The following is a 17,727-nucleotide window of genomic DNA, read 5'->3' as shown; positions in this document are numbered from 1 at the left end:
CGAGGCCGGCTGCGCGGCGGGGGCAGGGGTGGCGGGCGGGCCCGGCATGGCATCGGCGCGGCCCAGGCCCGGATCCGTCACGGTCGGCGGGGTCGGCTCGGGCGGCACTTTGGGCATGGTCAGCGGCCCGCGGATGCCGCATCCGCCCAGTAGGGGCATCGCAAGGGCGGCGGCAAACGCCGATACAATCGCAACACGACGCAGCATCGGGTCGTCCTTTAGGCTGTTGGCAAGGCGTTGGATGGTCCGACGCGCAACGGCCGGGCATCCGAAGGATTCTTAACAAAAAAGCCGTTCGCGCCACGTACGCCCGGTCCGGGCAGCGGCGGCAACGGCGGTCTCGGAGTTTAGCATGCCCCCCTTGAGCGAAAGCGAGTTCCTGGCCCTGGCCACGCAGGAGCTGGATCGCATCGAAGCCACGGTCGAGGCGGCCGCCGACGCGGCCGACGCCGATATTGAGATCAGCCGCACCGGCAACGTGATGGAGCTGGAGTTCGAGAACGGCACCAAGATCATCATCAACAGCCAGGCGCCGATGCAGGAACTGTGGGTGGCCGCGCGCGCCGGCGGCTTCCACTTCCGCCGCGACGGCGAGCGCTGGATCGACACCCGCAACGGCGGCGAGCTGTACGCGGCGCTGTCGGGCTACGTCAGTGAGCAGGCCGGCGCGGCCCTCACGCTGGGCTGACGCAAAGCCTGCCTGGCGGGCAAAAGAAAAGCCGGCCTCGTGGGCCGGCTTTCTGCTGTCTGGCGGCCGTGATCAGGCGCCGCCGAACATCTCCAGGATCTTCTTCTTCTCGGTCTCGGTGTCGGCCGGCGAGTTGGTCGACTCCTCCGGCTTGCCCGGCCACGGATCGCCCAGGCCCACCGAAGCCACCCCGGCGCCGCCGGCGTTCTCTTCGAAGGTCCAGTCGCCGCCCACCATCAGCACGCCTTCCGGCGCCGGGCGCTCGGGCGACTCCGGCACGCCCTTGAGCGCCTTGCTCATGTAGCCGACCCAGATCGGCAGCGCCAGGCCGCCACCGGTTTCGCGCACGCCCAGGCTCTTGGGCTGGTCGTATCCCATCCAGGCGATCGCCACCAGGTTGGGCGTGTAGCCGGCGAACCAGGCATCGACCGCGTCGTTGGTGGTGCCGGTCTTGCCCGCCAGGTCGTTGCGGCCCAGGCGCTGCTTGGCGCTGTTGGCGGTGCCTATGCGCACCACGTCGCGGAGCATGGTGTCGGCGAGAAAGGCGGTGCGTGCATCAAGCACGCGCACGGCGTCGGTGCCGGCGCGTTGCGGCTGGGTTTCGGAGATCACGTTGCCGCGCGCGTCCACCACCTTCTGGATCAGGTACGGGTTGATGCGGTAGCCGCCGTTGGCGAACACCGAGTACGCGCCCGCCATCTGCAGCGGCGTCACGGCACCCGAGCCCAGCGCCATCGGCAGGTAGGCCGGGTGCTTGTCGGCCTCGAAGCCGAAGCGCGTGATGTAGTCCTGCGCGTACTGCGTGCCGATCGCGCGCAGGATCCGCACCGAGACCAGGTTCTTGGACTTGGCCAGCGCGCGGCGCATGGTCATCGGGCCCTCGAAGCGGCCGTCATAGTTCTTCGGTTCCCACACCTGGCCGCCGGTATCGGGGCCGATCGTCAGCGGTGCGTCGTTGATCACCGTGGCCGGCGAGAAGCCCTTTTCCAGCGCGGCCGAGTAGATGAACGGCTTGAAGCTGGAACCCGGCTGGCGCCAGGCCTGGGTCACGTGGTTGAACTTGTTGCGGTTGAAGTCGAAGCCGCCCACCATCGAACGGATCTCGCCGTCCTGCGGGTTGATCGACACGAACGCCGCGGCCACTTCCGGCAGCTGGGTCACCGACCAGTTGCCTTTCTCGTCCTGGGTCACGCGGATGACCGCGCCGGGGCGCATCTTCATCTTGGGTTGCGCGTTGGACGACAGCGACGGCGCGATAAAGCGCAGCGCCGAGCCCTCGATGGTTGCCACTTCGCCCGACAGCAGCGTCGCCTTCACCTGCCTGGCCGACACGCTGGTGACCACGGCCGAGCGCAGGTCGCCGCTGCCCGGGTGCTCGACCAGCGCATCGTCGATGGCCTGCTCGCGCTCGGCCGGGTCGGAAGGCAGGTCGATAAAGGCCTCGGGGCCGCGGTAGCCGTGCTTGCGCTCGTAGTTCATGATGCCGGAGCGCACCGACTCATAGGCGGCGTCCTGGTCCGGCTTGGTCAGCGTGGTGTAGACCGTCAGGCCGCGCGTGTAGGTTTCTTCGCGGTACTGCGCGTACATCAGCTGGCGCACGATCTCGGCGACGTACTCGGCGTGGGTCGAGAACTCGTTGCCCTCGGTGCGCACCTTCAGCTCGGCATGCACGGCCTGCTCGTACTGGTCGGGCGTGATATAGCCCAGGTCGCGCATGCGCTGCAGGATGTACTCCTGGCGCACCTTGGCGCGGCGCGGGTTGACCACCGGGTTGTACGCCGACGGCGCCTTGGGCAGGCCGGCCAGCATGGCGGCCTCGGCCGGCGTCACGTCGCGCACCGACTTGCCGAAATACACGCGCGCGGCGCTGTCGAAGCCGTAGGCGCGCTGCCCCAGATAGATCTGGTTCATGTACAGCTCGAGGATCTGGTCCTTGTTCAGGTTGGCCTCGATCTTGTACGCCAGCAGCATCTCGTAGATCTTGCGCGTGTAGGTCTTTTCGCTGGACAGGAAGAAGTTGCGCGCCACCTGCATGGTGATGGTGGAGGCGCCCTGCGACAGCCCGCCGCGCAGGTTGGCCAGCCCGGCGCGCAGCACGCCGACGAAGTCGACGCCGCCGTGCTCGTAGAAGCGGTCGTCCTCGATCGCCAGGACCGCCTTTTTCATCACGTCCGGAATCTCGGCGATGGGCATGAAGTTGCGTCGCTCTTCGCCGAATTCGCCGATCAGCACATTGTCCGCGGTATAGATGCGAAGCGGGATCTTGGGCCGGTAGTCGGTGATGGTGTCCAGCGAAGGCAGGTTGGGCGCGGCCACCAGCAGCGCGTAGCCGAGCAGCAGCGCAATCACGACGGCACCGGCGACAACCAGTCCGACCGCCCAGAACATGAGCCGCGTCCAGATCGGACGGCGGGCAGGGTGGGACGGCTTGTGTTGTGCGGTGGCCATAAGGGAAATACCTAGTCAGGGGTGCCCGGGATTATATCTTCCGGCATCGGCCCGCCCGGGCGTACAGTGGTGCGGGCGCCGCTATCGCGCTGTTACAAGATGTAATGTGGCGAATGCGTGCACGCACGGCGCTGTTGCGTGCAGCTAAAGGGGTGCGGGCAGGCGCACAAGCGCCCACGGAAGGGAACCCGACGACCGTGGGGTTTTGGCAACGGATTGGAGAGGGGCTTCTCAAAAAGAACTCGGCGCCAGTTCGGCACATTGCCACCGATGCTGGATTTTGTGAGAATCGACCAACATAAAAGAGCAAACGTTTCATTCAAGAAACAAGGCTCGCCCGATTAGAGCGTTCAAGCCAGGGGCGAGTTCAAAAGTCAGGGGGTCACCTTGCGTCGGGGCATTTTGTCGGGGCTTCTACGCCGGACTACGGTCGGTGTGGATATCGGGTCGTCCAGTGTCAAGGTAGTCGAGCTGTCCGTAGGGGGCAGCAGGCAAGACTATCGGCTGGAAAAATGCGCCAGCGAACTGCTGGACCGCAACGCCGTTGCCGATGGCAACGTCATCAATATCGAGGCCGTCGGGATCGCGCTCAGACGCGCGCTGGGCAAGGCCGGCATCCGTTCGAAGGACGTGGTGCTGGGCGTGCCGTCCATGCTGACGGAGTCACAGACGGTCAGCCTGCCGGACAACCTGTCCGACGACGAGCTGTATTCCCAGGTCGAATCCGAGGCGCACCGGCTCTATCCGCCGTCGCAGGCGGTCAACTTCGACTTCGCCGTGATCGGCCCCAGCGAGACCGAGGGCGGTATCGGGGTGCGCGTCACGGCGGCCAACAGCGACCGCGTGCAGGAGCGCGTGACCGCGGCCGAGATGGCGGGGCTCAAGCCCCAGGTCATGGATGTCGAGGAATACGCGGTGCAGCGCTCGATCGTGCAGATGCTGGGCGTGCCGCACGAGATGCCCGAGGCCGATGCGCGCGCGCTGCCGGTGGTGGCGGTGATCCATCTGGGCGGCAGCCGTTCCAAGGCGATCTTCTACCAGGGCTGGAAGGAACTCTACGAGCAGCCGCTGAACAGCTACGGCGACCAGCTCACGCAGAGTGCGGCGCGCATGTTCACCCTCGACGCGCTCAAGGCCGAGATCAAGAAGCGCAAGAACACGCTGCCTGAAGCCTGGCGCGCGCAGTTGCTCAAGCCGTCGCTGGATGCACTGGCGATGGAAGTGCAGTCCGCGGTCGGCAACTTCATCGCCAGTTCCAGCCTGGGCCGGGTCGACGAGATCCTGCTCTCGGGCGGACATGCGTCGCTGCTCGGCGTGCAATCGGCAATCCAGCACCAGACCAAGATCACCACCACGCTGGCGAACCCGTTCGCCAACATGGCGACCAACGCCAAGGTCAACGAGCGCTACCTGCAGCGCGACTTGCCGGCGTACATCGTCAGTGCCGGCCTGGCCTTGCGCGGCCTGCAATAACGCACCGGAGGCATCAGATGTCTACGAACACACTGCCTTCGGTCAACCTGCTGCCTTACCACGAAGCCCGCAAGGCAGCACGCCGCAAGAAGGTCTATACGATGCTGGCCGGTGCCGCGGTGGCTGGCGCTGCCGTGGTGCTGCTGGGCGGCTTCTATATCGACGGGCGCATCGCTTCGGTGGTCGCGCTCAACCAGGTATTGAGCACTGAGAACGCCAGGCTGGACGGGCAGATCCGCGAGGTCAACAGCCTGAAGAAGGACATCGACGCGCTGCTGCAGCGCCAGAAGGCGGTTGAAAGCCTGCAGACCGAGCGCAACCGCCCGGTGCAGCTGCTTGAGGAACTGGTGCGGCAGGTGCCGGAGGGCGTCTACCTGACCAGCCTGAAGCAGACCGGCGAGGCCTTCACCATCGCGGGCGTGGCGCAGTCCAACGAGCGCATTTCCGAGCTGCTGCGCAACCTGAGCGGGGTGGCCTGGCTGGACAAGGCCGAACTGGTCGAATCCAAGGCCGTCACCATGACCAACAACCTGCGCGAGCAGCGCCGCTTGTTCGACTTCTCGATGCGCTTCGCGTACCGCGCGCCGGAAGCGGCGGCCGACGGCAAGAAGACCGTGCCGGGCGCCTCCGCACCCGCAGCCGCCCCAGTTCCCGCACCCGCAGCCGGAAAGGCCTGACCATGGCGCTCAATACTGAAATCAACCTGGCCGACCTGACCGGCCAGTTCCGCGGGCTCAACCTGAGCGAACCGGAGACGTGGCCGGCCGCGCCGCGTGTGCTGTTCGCGGTGCTGGCCGCGGCCGTGGTGCTGGTGCTGGGCTGGCAGTTCTACTGGAGCGCCAGGTTCGACGAACTCGACCGCCAGCGCCAGGAGCAGGAAAGCCTGAAGCAGGCGTACCAGTCCAAGGTGGCGCAGGTGGCCAACCTGGACGCACTGCGCGAGCAGAAGAAGCAGGTGGAGCAGCGCGTGGCGCTGCTGGAGCGGCAGCTGCCCAACAAGGCCGAGATGGATGCACTGCTGGCCGACGTCAATCACGCCGGTGTCGCACGGGGGCTGCAGTTCGAGCTGTTCAAGCCGCAGGGGGCGGTGATCAAGCCCTACTTCGCCGAGATCCCGGTGAACCTGCGCGTGACCGGGCGCTACCACGAGGTGGCGCAGTTCAATGCCGACGTGGCGGCCCTCTCGCGGATCGTGTCGATGCAGAACCTGCAGCTGGCCAATACCAAGGAAGGCGGGATGTCGATGGAGGCGGTGGCGATGGCCTACCGCGCGCTCGATCCGGACGAGCAGGCCGCGCAGCGCAAGGCCGCGGCAGCCGCTGCGGCAGCCAAGGCAGGAGGTGCCAAGTGAGCCGCACCGCCCGTACCCGCAGCCTCGCCTGGACCACGGCGCCACGCACATTCGCGGCGGCGGCGCTGGCTGTCGGCCTGCTGGGCGCCTGCGGCGCCAGCGATGAAGACGCCTTGCGCCAGTGGATGGATGCCACCCGCAGCGCGCGCGCCAAGCCGCCCGAGCCGCTGCCCGACGCCCGGCCCTATGTGCCGCGCGAGTACGCCGCAGCCAAGGCGCCCGAGCCGTTCGCGCAGGCCAAGATCGGCGAGCTGAACAAGACGCTCGCGGATTCGCCCGAAGCCGGGCGGCGCCGCGAGCCGCTGGAGGACTACCCGCTCGAGAACTTCAAGATGCTCGGGATGATGAAGAAGCACGGGGAGACCTTCGGCATCGTGCGGGTTGATAACAAGATCCACCATATCAAGGTGGGTCAGTATCTCGGCCAGAGCTATGGCCGGGTGGTCCGCATCACCGATCAGGAGATCGTGCTGCGCGAATTGGTCCGGGAGGGGGTATCAGAGTGGAAAGAGAAAATGACCAGCCTGAAGCTGGAGGTGGCGGCATGACCCTCGCGCGCTGGTACCGTGCGCTCGCGGGCGCCGCAAGGATGGCGATGGCGATGGCGCTGTTGCTGGTGATTGCCGCACCGGCCGCGCTGGCACAAAGCAACCGCATCAAGTCGGTTGACGTCAGCATGGTCGGGGAGCAGACCGTGTTCACGATCGAGCTCGAACGGCCGCTGGCGCAGAAGCCGGCGGACTTCACCACGCAGAACCCGGCACGGCTCGCGATCGATTTCTTCGATACCGGCTTTGCCAACCGGCGCGCGCAGTACGACTACGGCGGCAAGCTGGTCAAGTCAGCCAACGTGGTGCAGATCGGCGACCGTACCCGCGTGATCCTCGACCTCACGCGCAACGCCACCTATCGCACCGACCAGCGTGGCAACTACTTCGTGGTAGCGCTGGATAACGTGGCGCCGGCGCTCAAGAACGCTGCGCCCACGTTTGCGCCGGCTGCGACGCCTGCGGCCGCGGCGGCGCGGCCGTCGGTGCGCAATGTCGACTTCCGCCGCGGTGCCGATGGCGCCGGGCGCGTGGTGGTGGACCTGTCCTCGCGCGATTCGGGCATCAACATCGCGCAGCAGGGCAAGAATATCGTGGTCGATTTCCTCGGCACCACGCTGCCTGACAACCTGCGGCGGCGTTTCGACGTCAGCGATTTCGGCACGCCGGTGCAGGGCATGCACGCCTCGGACACCAACGGCAACGCGCGCCTGACGATCGAGCCGCGCGGCAACTGGGAATACAGCTCGTACCAGACCGATACCCAGTTCGTGGTCGAGGTGCGCCCGGTCAAGGAAGACCCGACCAAGCTGATCAGTGGCCCGGGCTACCGCGGCGAGCGCCTGTCGCTGAACTTCCAGAACATCGACATCCGTTCGCTGCTGCAGGTGTTTGCCGATTTCACCAACCTGAACATCATCACCAGCGAAAGCGTGCAGGGCAACCTGACGCTGCGCCTGAAGGATGTGCCGTGGGACCAGGCGCTGCAGATCGTGATGGATGCCAAGGGCCTGGCCTCGCGCCGCAACGGCAATGTGCTGTGGGTGGCGCCAAAGGCGGAGCTGCAGACCAAGGAGAAGCTGGAACTGGAGTCGCAGCAGCAGATCAATGACCTGGAGCCGATCCGCAGCCAGGTGTTCCAGCTCAACTACCAGCGTGCCGAAGACGTGCGCAAGATGCTGCTCGGCATGGGGGCGGGCGGCGGTGCCGTGGCCGCCGTCAGTACCGCCGGGTCGGCGGGCGCCAGCGCGCGCATGCTGTCCAGGCGCGGTTCGCTGACGGCCGATGCGCGCACCAACCAGCTCTTCGTCTCGGATATCGCCAGCAAGCTGGAAGAGGTGCAGAACTTCATCGGCAAGATCGACATCCCGGTGCGCCAGGTGATCATCGAGGCGCGCATCGTCGAGGCCACCGACTCGTTCAGCCGCAACCTGGGTGTGAAGCTGGGCTTTGCCGGGCAGTACAACAACGCCCGCGTCGGCAACACGTACAACAACGTGCTGCCCGGGGCGACTTCCGACAACGGCCCGTTCCTGAGCCTGCCTGCCGGCGCCATCAACGGCACCAACCCGGCCAATATCGCGGTCAGCCTGTTCAACAGCGCCGCCACCAAATTCCTGGCACTGGAGTTGTCGGCGCTGGAAGCGGATGGCAAGGGCAAGATCATCTCCAGCCCGCGCGTGGTCACGGCCAACAACATCAAGGCGCTGATCGAGCAGGGTACCGAGCTGCCATACCAGGCGGCGACCTCCAGCGGTGCGACCTCGGTGCAGTTCCGCAAGGCCAACCTGAAGCTGGAAGTGACGCCGCAGATCACGCCCGAAGGCAATGTGCTGCTCGATGTGGACGTGAACAAGGACAGCGTCGGCATCCAGACCACTTCCGGCTTTGCCATCGACACCAAGCACGTGCAGACCCAGGTGCTGGTGGAGAACGGCGGCACGGTGGTGATCGGCGGCATCTACACCCAGACCGAGTCCAACGAAACCGACAAGGTGCCGCTGCTGGGCGATATCCCGGTGCTGGGCTACCTGTTCAAGAACAACGCCAAGGTGCGCAACCGCACCGAGCTGCTGGTGTTCCTGACCCCGCGCATCCTGAACGAGAGCGTGTCGCTCCGGTAGGGACATGGCGTCCGGAGGACGCCGGATACAGTAGACTGGCAGGCCGCATCGAGGGATGCGGCCTTTTTTTGCGCGCCGCGGGGGCGGAGACGGCCCGGGACGGGCCAGCCATGTGGGCCATGCCGCATTCGCCACTTGCCGGCCGCGCCACAACATAAGAAGATGATGCAGTTCCCAACCGGGGAGGACGGCCCGCATGCCGCGCTCCCGAACGACAGTCCAGTGACAGCCTCAGCGACAGGCCCGGCGGCACAGCGCCAGGCCCAGGATCGGCGCGATGCCGATCGATCTGACTCCGAGCGACCGGAATCCGATCGACCCAACCTCTTTTTCGTCGGCCTGATGGGCGCCGGCAAGACCACCGTGGGCCGCACGGTGGCGCGGCGCCTGCACTATCCGTTTTTCGATTCCGACCATGAGCTGGAGGCCCACTGCGGCGTGCGCATCCCGGTGATCTTCGAGGTCGAGGGCGAAGCCGGCTTCCGCGACCGCGAGGCCGCGATGATCCGCGAGCTGGCCGCGCGCCAGGGCATTGTGCTGGCCACCGGCGGCGGCGCCGTGCTGCGCGCCGAGAACCGCGAGGTGCTGAAGGCCCGCGGCACGGTCGTGTACCTGCGCGCCAGCCCGCACGACCTGTGGCTGCGCACCCGCCACGACCGCAACCGGCCGCTGCTGCAGACCGAGGACCCGAAGGGCAAGCTCGAGGCGCTCTATGCCGAGCGCGACCCGCTCTACCGCGAGGTTGCCGACTTCATCATCGAAACCGGCAAGCCCTCGGTGGCGCAGCTTGCTAATATGGTGTTGATGCAACTTGAAATGGCCGGTTTCCCGATCGATCCCCCGCAGCCGGCCTCCGCGCCGCCGGAAGCGTCGGAGCCGCCGGCGCAGGACCCCAATCCATGATTACGCTTGAAGTCGACCTGGGCGAGCGCAGCTACCCCATCCATATCGGCACCGGCCTGCTGGACAACGCCGAACTGCTGCGCCCGCATGTACGCGGCCAGCACGCCGTCATCGTCACCAATGAAACCGTCGGCCCGCTCTACGCGGCGCGGGTGGAGGCGGCCCTGGCCGCGCTCGGCAAGACCGTGCGCACCGTCACGCTGCCCGACGGCGAAGCCTTCAAGCACTGGGAAACGCTGAATCGGATCTTCGACGCGCTGCTGCAGGCCGGCGCCGACCGCAAGACCACGCTGGTCGCGCTGGGCGGCGGCGTGGTGGGCGACATGACCGGGTTTGCCGCGGCGTGCTACATGCGCGGCGTGCCCTTTATCCAGATGCCGACCACGCTGCTGGCGCAGGTGGATTCGTCGGTGGGCGGCAAGACCGGCATCAACCACCCGCTCGGCAAGAACATGATCGGCGCGTTCCACCAGCCCAACGCGGTGATCGCCGACATCGACACGCTGCGCACGCTGCCCGCGCGCGAGCTGGCCGCCGGCATGGCCGAGGTCATCAAGCACGGCGCCATCGCCGATGCCGAGTACTTCGGCTGGATCGAGCGCAACATCAAGCCGCTGAATGCCTGCGACCCCGACCTGATGGCGCTCGCCGTGCAGCGCTCCTGCGAGATCAAGGCCGGCGTGGTGGCCCAGGACGAGCGCGAGGGCGGCCTGCGCGCCATCCTCAATTTCGGCCACACCTTCGGCCATGCGATCGAGGCCGGCATGGGCTACGGCGCCTGGCTGCACGGCGAGGCCGTCGGCTGCGGCATGGTGATGGCCGCGGACCTGTCGCACCGGCTGGGCTTTATCGACACCGAGACCCGCGCCCGCATCCGCGAGCTGACGCAGGCCGCCAACCTGCCCGTGGTGGCGCCGGAACTCGGTGCCGACCGCTATATCGAACTGATGAAGGTCGACAAGAAGGCCGAGGCGGGCAGCATCAAGTTCATCCTGCTGAAGCAGCTCGGCGAAGCGTTCATCACCACTGTGCCGGACGCTGACCTGCGCGCCACGCTCGCGCACGCCGTGCTCAAACCACCCACCGAGGCCCCGGTCGCCTGACCGATCGGTTATGCCTCGCCACCCCGCCCCAGCCACCGGACGCGCCGCATGACCGACTTTGAAAGCCATCTCGCCCCTTACGCCGCCCGCTCTGCGCAGACGCGCGGGCGGGTGCATGCAGAACCCGCATCGCTGTCGCGCAGCGAATTCCAGCGCGACCGCGACCGGGTCATCCACAGCACGGCGTTCCGGCGGCTCGAGTACAAGACCCAGGTCTTCGTCAACCATGAAGGGGACCTGTTCCGCACCCGGCTGACCCACAGCCTGGAGGTGGCGCAGATCGCCCGCTCGATCGCGCGCAACCTGCGCCTCAATGAAGACCTGGTCGAGGCGATCTCGCTGGCGCACGACCTGGGGCACACCCCCTTTGGCCACGCCGGGCAGGATGCGCTCAATACCTGCATGAAGAACCACGGCGGCTTCGAGCACAACCTGCAGAGCCTGCTGGTGGTGGACGAGCTGGAAGAGCGCTACGGCGGCTTCAACGGGCTGAACCTGACCTTCGAGACGCGCGAGGGCATCCTCAAGCATTGCTCGCGGGTCAATGCCTCGGCGCTGGGCGAGCTGGGCCGGCGCTTCCTGGAGGGCACGCAGCCGTCGCTGGAGGCGCAGCTGGCCAACCTGGCCGACGAGATCGCCTACAACAATCACGATATCGACGACGGCCTGCGCTCGGGGCTGCTGACGCTGGAGCAGCTCGACGAGGTGCCGATGTGGGCCCGCCACCGCGCCGAGGTGGCCGAGGTCTTCCCTGGCGCCAACGGCCGGCGCGCGATCAACGAGACGGTCCGGCGCATGATCAATACGCTGATCGTCGACCTGATCGAGACCACCAGCAGCAATATCGCCGCGGCCAATCCGCGCAATATCGACGCGGTGCGCGCCGCCGGCCCGCTGGTCGGCTTCAGCCCGCAGATGCATGAAGAAGCGGCCGAACTCAAGCGCTTCCTGTTCCGGCACCTGTACCGGCACTACCTGGTGATGCGCATGTCGGCCAAGGCGCAGCGCATTGTCGGCGACCTGTTCCAGGCCTTTATGTCCGATCCGCGCCTGCTGCCGCCGCAGTACCAGGCCAGCCATGGCGGCGACCAGTCGCGTCTGATTGCCCACTACATCGCGGGCATGACCGACCGCTACGCGATCCGCGAGCACCGCCGCATCTTCGCGGTCAGCGAAGGCAACTGACCAGCCTGCCGCATAAGTGGGGACGGATCAGGCTATGATGCGGGCATCAATGCTCGCATGACCTGTCATGGCACGCCTTCCCCGCTTTTCCCCCGCCGGTCTGCCCGCCCTGGTGTTGCAGCGCGGCAACAACCGCCAGCCCGTATTCCTGGGGCCGGACGACTACCTGCACTACCTCGACTGCCTGCGCATGGCCGCGCGCGAGCATGACCTTGCCGTCCACGCCTACGCGCTGCGGCCTAACCACGTGCACCTGGTGGCCACACCCAAGGAGTCAGACTCGCTGAGCCTGACCATGCAGGCGGTGGGGCGGCGCTATGCGCGCTACTTCAACCGGGTGGCCAGCCGCACCGGCACGCTGTGGGAAGGGCGCTTCCGTTCCGCGGTGTTCGATCCGGCCCGGTGGATGCTGCCGGCGATGCTCTATGTCGAGGGCAACGCGCTGCGCGCGGGCGAGGTCAGCGCCCCCGAGGGTGACCGCTGGAGCAGCTACCACCATCACGCCGGTATCGAGGCCAGCCCGTTTGTGAGCGACCACTCCGCGTACTGGGAGCTGGGCAATACGCCGTTCGAGCGCCAGTCGAACTACCGGATGCTGACCGCCGAGGGCCTGGCGGGCAAGACCCTGGAAACCCTGCGCGCCCATGCCCACAGCGGCTGGCCGCTTGGCGACGAAGCGTTCCTGGCCCAATTGGAGCGGCACGCAACCCGGCGCGTGCAACCGCTGCCGAAAGGGCGCCCCAAAAAGGTGCAAACGGCACCGGTGAATGCGTCAGAGCCGTCGCATAATTAATGTGTCCCCATTTAAATGGATCACCGAAACGGTGCGCAACTTAATATGATCTGACCCCATTTAAAAATTTTGCGAGGCGAACGCGATTCCCATATAGTTGCTCCACCCACAGTCATTGTGCGGCGCGTCACGCTCGTGTACGCCGCTGCGGCCCGCTGACAGCTTCGTCCCCATTTTCCGTCCCGCCGGTTTCCGGTTTGGGTGGAGGAATAAAGAAAACGAGAAAGCGCGCGGTCCCCGTTCCGGTACGCCCAGCCAGTTCGCGCAGCCTTCACCGGAATTCAGCCCGTGGACCAAACGAAAAATCTTTCGGCCCAAGCTCAGGCACAAGCGCAGACCAGCGAGTCTTCCCACGCCATTGACCTGCGCCCGCAAGCGCAGGGCATGTACGATCCCAGCAACGAGCATGACGCCTGCGGCGTCGGCATGGTCGCGCATATCAAGGGCAAGAAGTCCCACGAGATCATCTCGCAGGGCCTGAAGATCCTGGAGAACCTGGACCACCGGGGTGCGGTCGGCGCCGATGCGCTGATGGGCGACGGTGCCGGCATCCTGATCCAGATCCCGGACCAGTTCTACCGCGAGGAAATGGCCGCGCAGGGCGTGAGCCTGCCGCCCGCGGGCGAATACGGCGTGGGCATGATCTTCCTGCCGAAGGAACACGCCTCGCGCCTGGCCTGCGAGCAGGAACTGGAGCGCACGGTCCGCCTGGAAGGCCAGGTCGTGCTGGGCTGGCGCGACGTGCCGGTCGACGCCAAGATGCCGATGTCGCCGACGGTGCGCACCACCGAGCCGGTGATCCGCCAGATCTTCATCGGGCGCGGCCGCGACATCATGACCACGGACGCGCTGGAACGTAAGCTCTACGTCATCCGCAAGACCGCCAGCCATGCCATCCAGGCGCTCAAGCTCAAGCACGGCAAGGAATACTTCGTGCCGTCAATGTCGGCCCGTACCGTGGTGTACAAGGGCCTGCTGCTGGCCAACCAGGTTGGCGAGTACTACCTGGACCTGCTGGACCAGCGCGCCGTCTCGGCCCTGGCCCTGGTGCACCAGCGCTTCTCGACCAACACCTTCCCGGCCTGGGAACTGGCCCACCCGTACCGCATGGTCGCCCACAACGGTGAAATCAACACGGTCAAGGGCAACGTCAACTGGATCAACGCGCGCACCGGCGCGATCTCGTCGCCGGTGCTCGGCGACGACCTGCCCAAGCTGTGGCCGCTGATCTACCCGGGCCAGTCCGACACCGCATCGTTCGACAACTGCCTCGAACTGCTGACGATGGCCGGCTACCCGCTCGTCCACGCGATGATGATGATGATCCCGGAAGCCTGGGAACAGCACACGCTGATGGACGACAACCGCCGCGCCTTCTACGAGTACCACGCTGCCATGATGGAGCCGTGGGACGGCCCGGCCGCGATCTGCTTCACTGATGGCCGCCAGATCGGCGCCACGCTGGACCGCAACGGCCTGCGCCCGGCACGTTTCTACGTGACCGAGGACGACATCGTGGTGCTGGCTTCGGAAGCCGGCGTGCTGCCGTTCCCCGAGTCGCGCATCGTTGAGAAGTGGCGCCTGCAGCCGGGCAAGATGTTCCTGATCGACATGGAACAGGGCCGCATCATCGACGACAAGGAACTCAAGGACAACCTGGCCAACGCCAAGCCGTACAAGAGCTGGATCGACGCCGTGCGCATCAAGCTCGACGAGCTCGACGCCAAGCCTGAAGACGTTGCCGCCGAGAAGAAGCCCGTGGCCAAGCTGCTGGACCGCCAGCAGGCCTTTGGCTACACCCAGGAAGACGTCAAGTTCCTGATGGCGCCGATGGCGCTGGCCGGCGAGGAAGCCACCGGCTCGATGGGCAACGATTCGCCGCTGGCCATCCTGTCGTCCAAGAACAAGACGCTGTACCACTACTTCAAGCAGCTGTTCGCCCAGGTCACCAACCCGCCGATCGACCCGATCCGCGAGAACATGGTGATGTCGCTGGTGTCGTTCATCGGCCCGAAGCCGAACCTGCTCGAGCTGAACAACATCAACCCGCCGATGCGCCTCGAAGTGTCCCAGCCGGTGCTGGACTTCAAGGACATCGCCAAGATCCGCAATATCGAGCACTACACCGGCGGCAAGTTCCGTTCGTACGAGCTGAACATCTGCTACCCGAAGGCCTGGGGCAAGGAGGGCATCGAAGCGCGCCTGGCCTCGCTGTGCGCCGAAGCCGTGGATGCGGTGCGTTCGGGCTTCAACATCCTGATCGTGTCGGACCGCCGCGTGGATGCCGAGCATGTTGCGATTCCCGCGCTGCTGGCCACGTCCGCCATCCACCACCACCTGGTGGAGAAGGGCCTGCGCACGTCCACCGGCCTGGTGGTCGAGACCGGCACCGCCCGTGAAGTGCACCACTTCGCGCTGCTGGCCGGCTATGGCGCCGAAGCCGTGCATCCGTACCTGGCGATGGAAACGCTGGCCGAAATGGCCCAGGGCCTGTCCGGCGACCTGTCGCCCGAGAAGGCGGTCAAGAACTTCGTCAAGGCGATCGGCAAGGGCCTGTTCAAAGTGATGTCCAAGATGGGCATCTCCACCTACATGTCGTACACCGGCGCGCAGATCTTCGAAGCCATCGGCCTGTCGCGCGAACTGGTGCAGAAGTACTTCCATGGCACCCCGTCGAATGTCGAGGGCATCGGCATCTTCGAAGTGGCCGAGGAAGCCCTGCGCCTGCACCGCGACGCCTTTGGCGACAACCCGGTGCTGGAAAGCATGCTGGACGCCGGCGGCGAATACGCCTTCCGCATCCGCGGCGAAGAGCATATGTGGACCCCGGACTCGGTCGCCAAGCTGCAGCACTCGGTGCGCGCCGACGACGGCAAGGGCGCCTACCAGACGTACAAGGAATACGCCAACATCATCAACGACCAGAGCAAGCGCCACATGACGCTGCGTGGCCTGTTCGAGTTCAAGGTCGATCCGGCCAAGGCGATTCCGCTGGAAGAGGTGGAGTCGGCCAAGGAGATCGTCAAGCGCTTCGCCACCGGTGCGATGTCGCTCGGCTCGATCTCGACCGAAGCCCACACCACGCTGGCGCTGGCGATGAACCGCATCGGCGGCAAGTCCAACACCGGCGAAGGCGGCGAGGACGAGAAGCGCTACCGCAACGAGCTGCGCGGCATTCCCATCAAGCAGGGCGATACCCTCAAGGGCCTGCTGGGCGACAACGTGATCGAACGCGACCTGGAACTGCAGGAAGGCGATTCGCTGCGCTCGAAGATCAAGCAGGTGGCGTCGGGCCGTTTCGGCGTGACCGCCGAATACCTGGCTTCGGCCGACCAGATCCAGATCAAGATGGCGCAGGGTGCCAAGCCCGGCGAAGGCGGCCAGCTGCCCGGCCACAAGGTCTCGGACTACATCGGCAAGCTGCGTTACTCGGTGCCGGGCGTGGGCCTGATCTCGCCGCCCCCGCACCATGACATCTATTCGATCGAGGATCTGGCACAGCTGATCCACGACCTGAAGAACGTCAACCCGGTGTCGGACATCTCGGTCAAGCTGGTGTCCGAAGTCGGCGTCGGCACGGTGGCCGCGGGCGTGGCCAAGGCCAAGGCCGACCACGTCGTGATCGCCGGCCATGATGGCGGCACCGGCGCTTCGCCGTGGTCGTCGATCAAGCATGCCGGCACGCCGTGGGAGCTGGGCCTGGCCGAAACGCAGCAGACGCTGCTGCTCAACGGCCTGCGCAACCGCATCCGCGTGCAGGCCGACGGCCAGATGAAGACCGGCCGCGACGTCGTCATCGGCGCGCTGCTGGGCGCCGATGAATTCGGCTTCGCCACCGCGCCGCTGGTTGCGGAAGGCTGCATCATGATGCGCAAGTGCCACCTGAACACCTGCCCGGTGGGCGTGGCCACGCAGGATCCGCAGCTGCGCAGGAAGTTCCAGGGCAAGCCTGAGCACGTGGTCAACTTCTTCTTCTTCGTTGCGGAAGAAGCCCGCGAAATCATGGCCCAGCTGGGCATCCGCAAGTTCGACGAGCTGATCGGCCGCGCCGACCTGCTCGACACCAAGCCCGGCATCGAGCACTGGAAGGCGCGCGGCCTGGACTTCGGCCGCATCTTCCACCAGGTCTCGCTGGGCGCGGACGTGCCGCTGTACCACACCGACGTGCAGGACCACGGCCTGTCGGCCGAGGCCGGCAAGGCGCTGGACCACGTGCTGATCGCCAAGGCCCGACCGGCGATCGAGAAGGGCGAGCGGGTCTCGTTCATCCAGCCGGTGAAGAACGTCAACCGTACCGTCGGCGCGATGCTGTCGGGCGTGGTGGCGCGCCAGCATGGCCACGAAGGCCTGCCTGACGATACCATCCACATCCAGCTGCAAGGCACCGCCGGCCAGTCGTTCGGCGCGTTCCTGGCGCACGGCATCACGCTGGACCTGGTGGGCGACGGCAACGACTATGTCGGCAAGGGCCTGTCGGGCGGCCGCGTGATCGTGCGCGCTCCGCATGAGTTCCGCGGCGACCCGACCCGCAACATCATCGTCGGCAACACCGTGCTGTACGGTGCTATCGCCGGGGAAGCGTTCTTCAACGGCGTGGCCGGCGAGCGCTTCGCGGTGCGCAACTCGGGTGCGGTGGCAGTGGTGGAAGGCACCGGCGACCACGGTTGCGAGTACATGACCGGCGGCACGGTGGTGGTGCTGGGCGGCACCGGACGCAACTTCGCGGCCGGCATGTCGGGCGGCGTGGCCTACGTCTACGACGAGGACGGCCTGTTCGACAAGCGCTGCAACACCTCGATGGTGGCGCTGGAAGCAGTGCTGGCTTCGGCCGACCAGGAGAAGGGCCAGCCCGAGGCTTCGTGGCACAAGGTCGACGGCAAGCGCCAGCTGGATGAGGTCATCCTGCGCAACCTGATCGAGCAGCATTTCCGCTACACCGGTTCCGAGCGCGCCAAGGCGCTGCTGGCCGACTGGACCACGGCACGCCGCAAGTTCGTCAAGGTCTTCCCGACCGAGTACAAGCGCGCGCTGGGCGAGATGTACGCCAAGGAACAGGCCGCCCGCGACAGCGACCGCGAAGCCATCGCGGCCTGAGCGAGCGCAACGCAACCA

General features: G+C 66.4%; 12 protein-coding genes. 11 read left to right on the top strand and 1 reads right to left on the bottom strand.

Features of this window, described 5'->3' with window-relative positions; genetic code table 11:
* Positions 1 to 352: 352 nt before the first annotated feature.
* On the top strand, positions 353 to 688 hold the full coding sequence (cyaY, locus tag AC3WRI_RS14465; RefSeq protein WP_010812358.1) for an iron donor protein CyaY: 336 nt from the start codon (positions 353 to 355) through the stop codon (positions 686 to 688).
* 72 nt (positions 689 to 760) lie between these two features.
* On the opposite strand, the gene AC3WRI_RS14460 is transcribed toward cyaY, so the two are convergent.
* On the bottom strand, positions 761 to 3,136 hold the full coding sequence (locus tag AC3WRI_RS14460; RefSeq protein ID WP_492293459.1) for a penicillin-binding protein 1A: 2,376 nt from the start codon (positions 3,134 to 3,136) through the stop codon (positions 761 to 763).
* Between the two features lie 402 nt (positions 3,137 to 3,538).
* On the opposite strand from AC3WRI_RS14460, the gene pilM reads away from it, so the two are divergent.
* The 10 genes from pilM (at position 3,539) to AC3WRI_RS14410 (ending at position 17,709) form a co-directional block, all read left to right on the top strand.
* On the top strand, positions 3,539 to 4,609 hold the full coding sequence (gene pilM / locus AC3WRI_RS14455; protein WP_037023846.1) for a type IV pilus assembly protein PilM: 1,071 nt from the start codon (positions 3,539 to 3,541) through the stop codon (positions 4,607 to 4,609).
* Positions 4,610 to 4,626: 17 nt separating this feature from the next.
* Positions 4,627 to 5,286 carry a PilN domain-containing protein gene (locus AC3WRI_RS14450; RefSeq protein WP_010812355.1) on the top strand — a complete coding sequence of 220 codons (660 nt, stop codon included), beginning with the start codon at positions 4,627 to 4,629 and terminating at the stop codon, positions 5,284 to 5,286.
* A 2-nt stretch (positions 5,287 to 5,288) separates the two neighbouring features.
* A complete protein-coding gene (locus AC3WRI_RS14445; protein ID WP_010812354.1) occupies positions 5,289 to 5,960 on the top strand; it encodes a type IV pilus inner membrane component PilO in 672 nt (223 codons plus the stop codon).
* Complete coding sequence (locus AC3WRI_RS14440; RefSeq protein WP_011616151.1) at positions 5,957 to 6,508, top strand: pilus assembly protein PilP; 552 nt, start codon at positions 5,957 to 5,959, stop codon at positions 6,506 to 6,508. The genes AC3WRI_RS14445 and AC3WRI_RS14440 overlap by 4 nt, the downstream gene beginning before the upstream one ends.
* On the top strand, positions 6,505 to 8,631 hold the full coding sequence (locus AC3WRI_RS14435; RefSeq protein ID WP_492293458.1) for a type IV pilus secretin PilQ: 2,127 nt from the start codon (positions 6,505 to 6,507) through the stop codon (positions 8,629 to 8,631). Before AC3WRI_RS14440 ends, AC3WRI_RS14435 begins: the two co-directional genes overlap by 4 nt.
* A gap of 342 nt (positions 8,632 to 8,973) precedes the next feature.
* Positions 8,974 to 9,534, top strand: a complete 561-nt coding sequence (locus AC3WRI_RS14430) for a shikimate kinase (protein WP_211982343.1) — start codon at positions 8,974 to 8,976, stop codon at positions 9,532 to 9,534.
* Positions 9,531 to 10,637, top strand: coding sequence for a 3-dehydroquinate synthase (aroB, locus tag AC3WRI_RS14425; RefSeq protein ID WP_010812350.1), 1,107 nt, complete (start codon positions 9,531 to 9,533; stop codon positions 10,635 to 10,637). Before AC3WRI_RS14430 ends, aroB begins: the two co-directional genes overlap by 4 nt.
* Before the next feature lie 48 nt (positions 10,638 to 10,685).
* Positions 10,686 to 11,822 carry a deoxyguanosinetriphosphate triphosphohydrolase gene (locus AC3WRI_RS14420; RefSeq protein WP_492293457.1) on the top strand — a complete coding sequence of 379 codons (1,137 nt, stop codon included), beginning with the start codon at positions 10,686 to 10,688 and terminating at the stop codon, positions 11,820 to 11,822.
* Between the two features lie 67 nt (positions 11,823 to 11,889).
* Complete coding sequence (locus tag AC3WRI_RS14415; protein WP_439668331.1) at positions 11,890 to 12,615, top strand: transposase; 726 nt, start codon at positions 11,890 to 11,892, stop codon at positions 12,613 to 12,615.
* 288 nt (positions 12,616 to 12,903) lie between these two features.
* Positions 12,904 to 17,709 (top strand): glutamate synthase-related protein, encoded by a 4,806-nt coding sequence (locus AC3WRI_RS14410; RefSeq protein WP_011616148.1) that lies wholly within the window; start codon positions 12,904 to 12,906, stop codon positions 17,707 to 17,709.
* The last annotated feature ends 18 nt before the right edge of the window (positions 17,710 to 17,727 follow it).

It is taken from the genome of Cupriavidus sp. FW305-27 (assembly GCF_058787995.1).
The sequence above is the reverse complement of the archived record's forward strand: the minus strand, read 5'-3'. Positions and strand labels throughout refer to the sequence as shown.

Bases quoted from the DNA above. Each gene is read 5' to 3' on its own strand.
- cyaY (WP_010812358.1), top strand. From the start codon at position 353: ATGCCCCCCTTGAGCGAAAGCGAGTTCCTGGCCCTGGCCACGCAGGAG.
- AC3WRI_RS14460 (WP_492293459.1), bottom strand. From the start codon at position 3,136: ATGGCCACCGCACAACACAAGCCGTCCCACCCTGCCCGCCGTCCGATC.
- AC3WRI_RS14450 (WP_010812355.1), top strand. From the start codon at position 4,627: ATGTCTACGAACACACTGCCTTCGGTCAACCTGCTGCCTTACCACGAA.
- AC3WRI_RS14445 (WP_010812354.1), top strand. From the start codon at position 5,289: ATGGCGCTCAATACTGAAATCAACCTGGCCGACCTGACCGGCCAGTTC.
- AC3WRI_RS14435 (WP_492293458.1), top strand. From the start codon at position 6,505: ATGACCCTCGCGCGCTGGTACCGTGCGCTCGCGGGCGCCGCAAGGATG.
- AC3WRI_RS14430 (WP_211982343.1), top strand. From the start codon at position 8,974: ATGGGCGCCGGCAAGACCACCGTGGGCCGCACGGTGGCGCGGCGCCTG.
- aroB (WP_010812350.1), top strand. From the start codon at position 9,531: ATGATTACGCTTGAAGTCGACCTGGGCGAGCGCAGCTACCCCATCCAT.
- AC3WRI_RS14420 (WP_492293457.1), top strand. From the start codon at position 10,686: ATGACCGACTTTGAAAGCCATCTCGCCCCTTACGCCGCCCGCTCTGCG.
- AC3WRI_RS14415 (WP_439668331.1), top strand. From the start codon at position 11,890: ATGGCACGCCTTCCCCGCTTTTCCCCCGCCGGTCTGCCCGCCCTGGTG.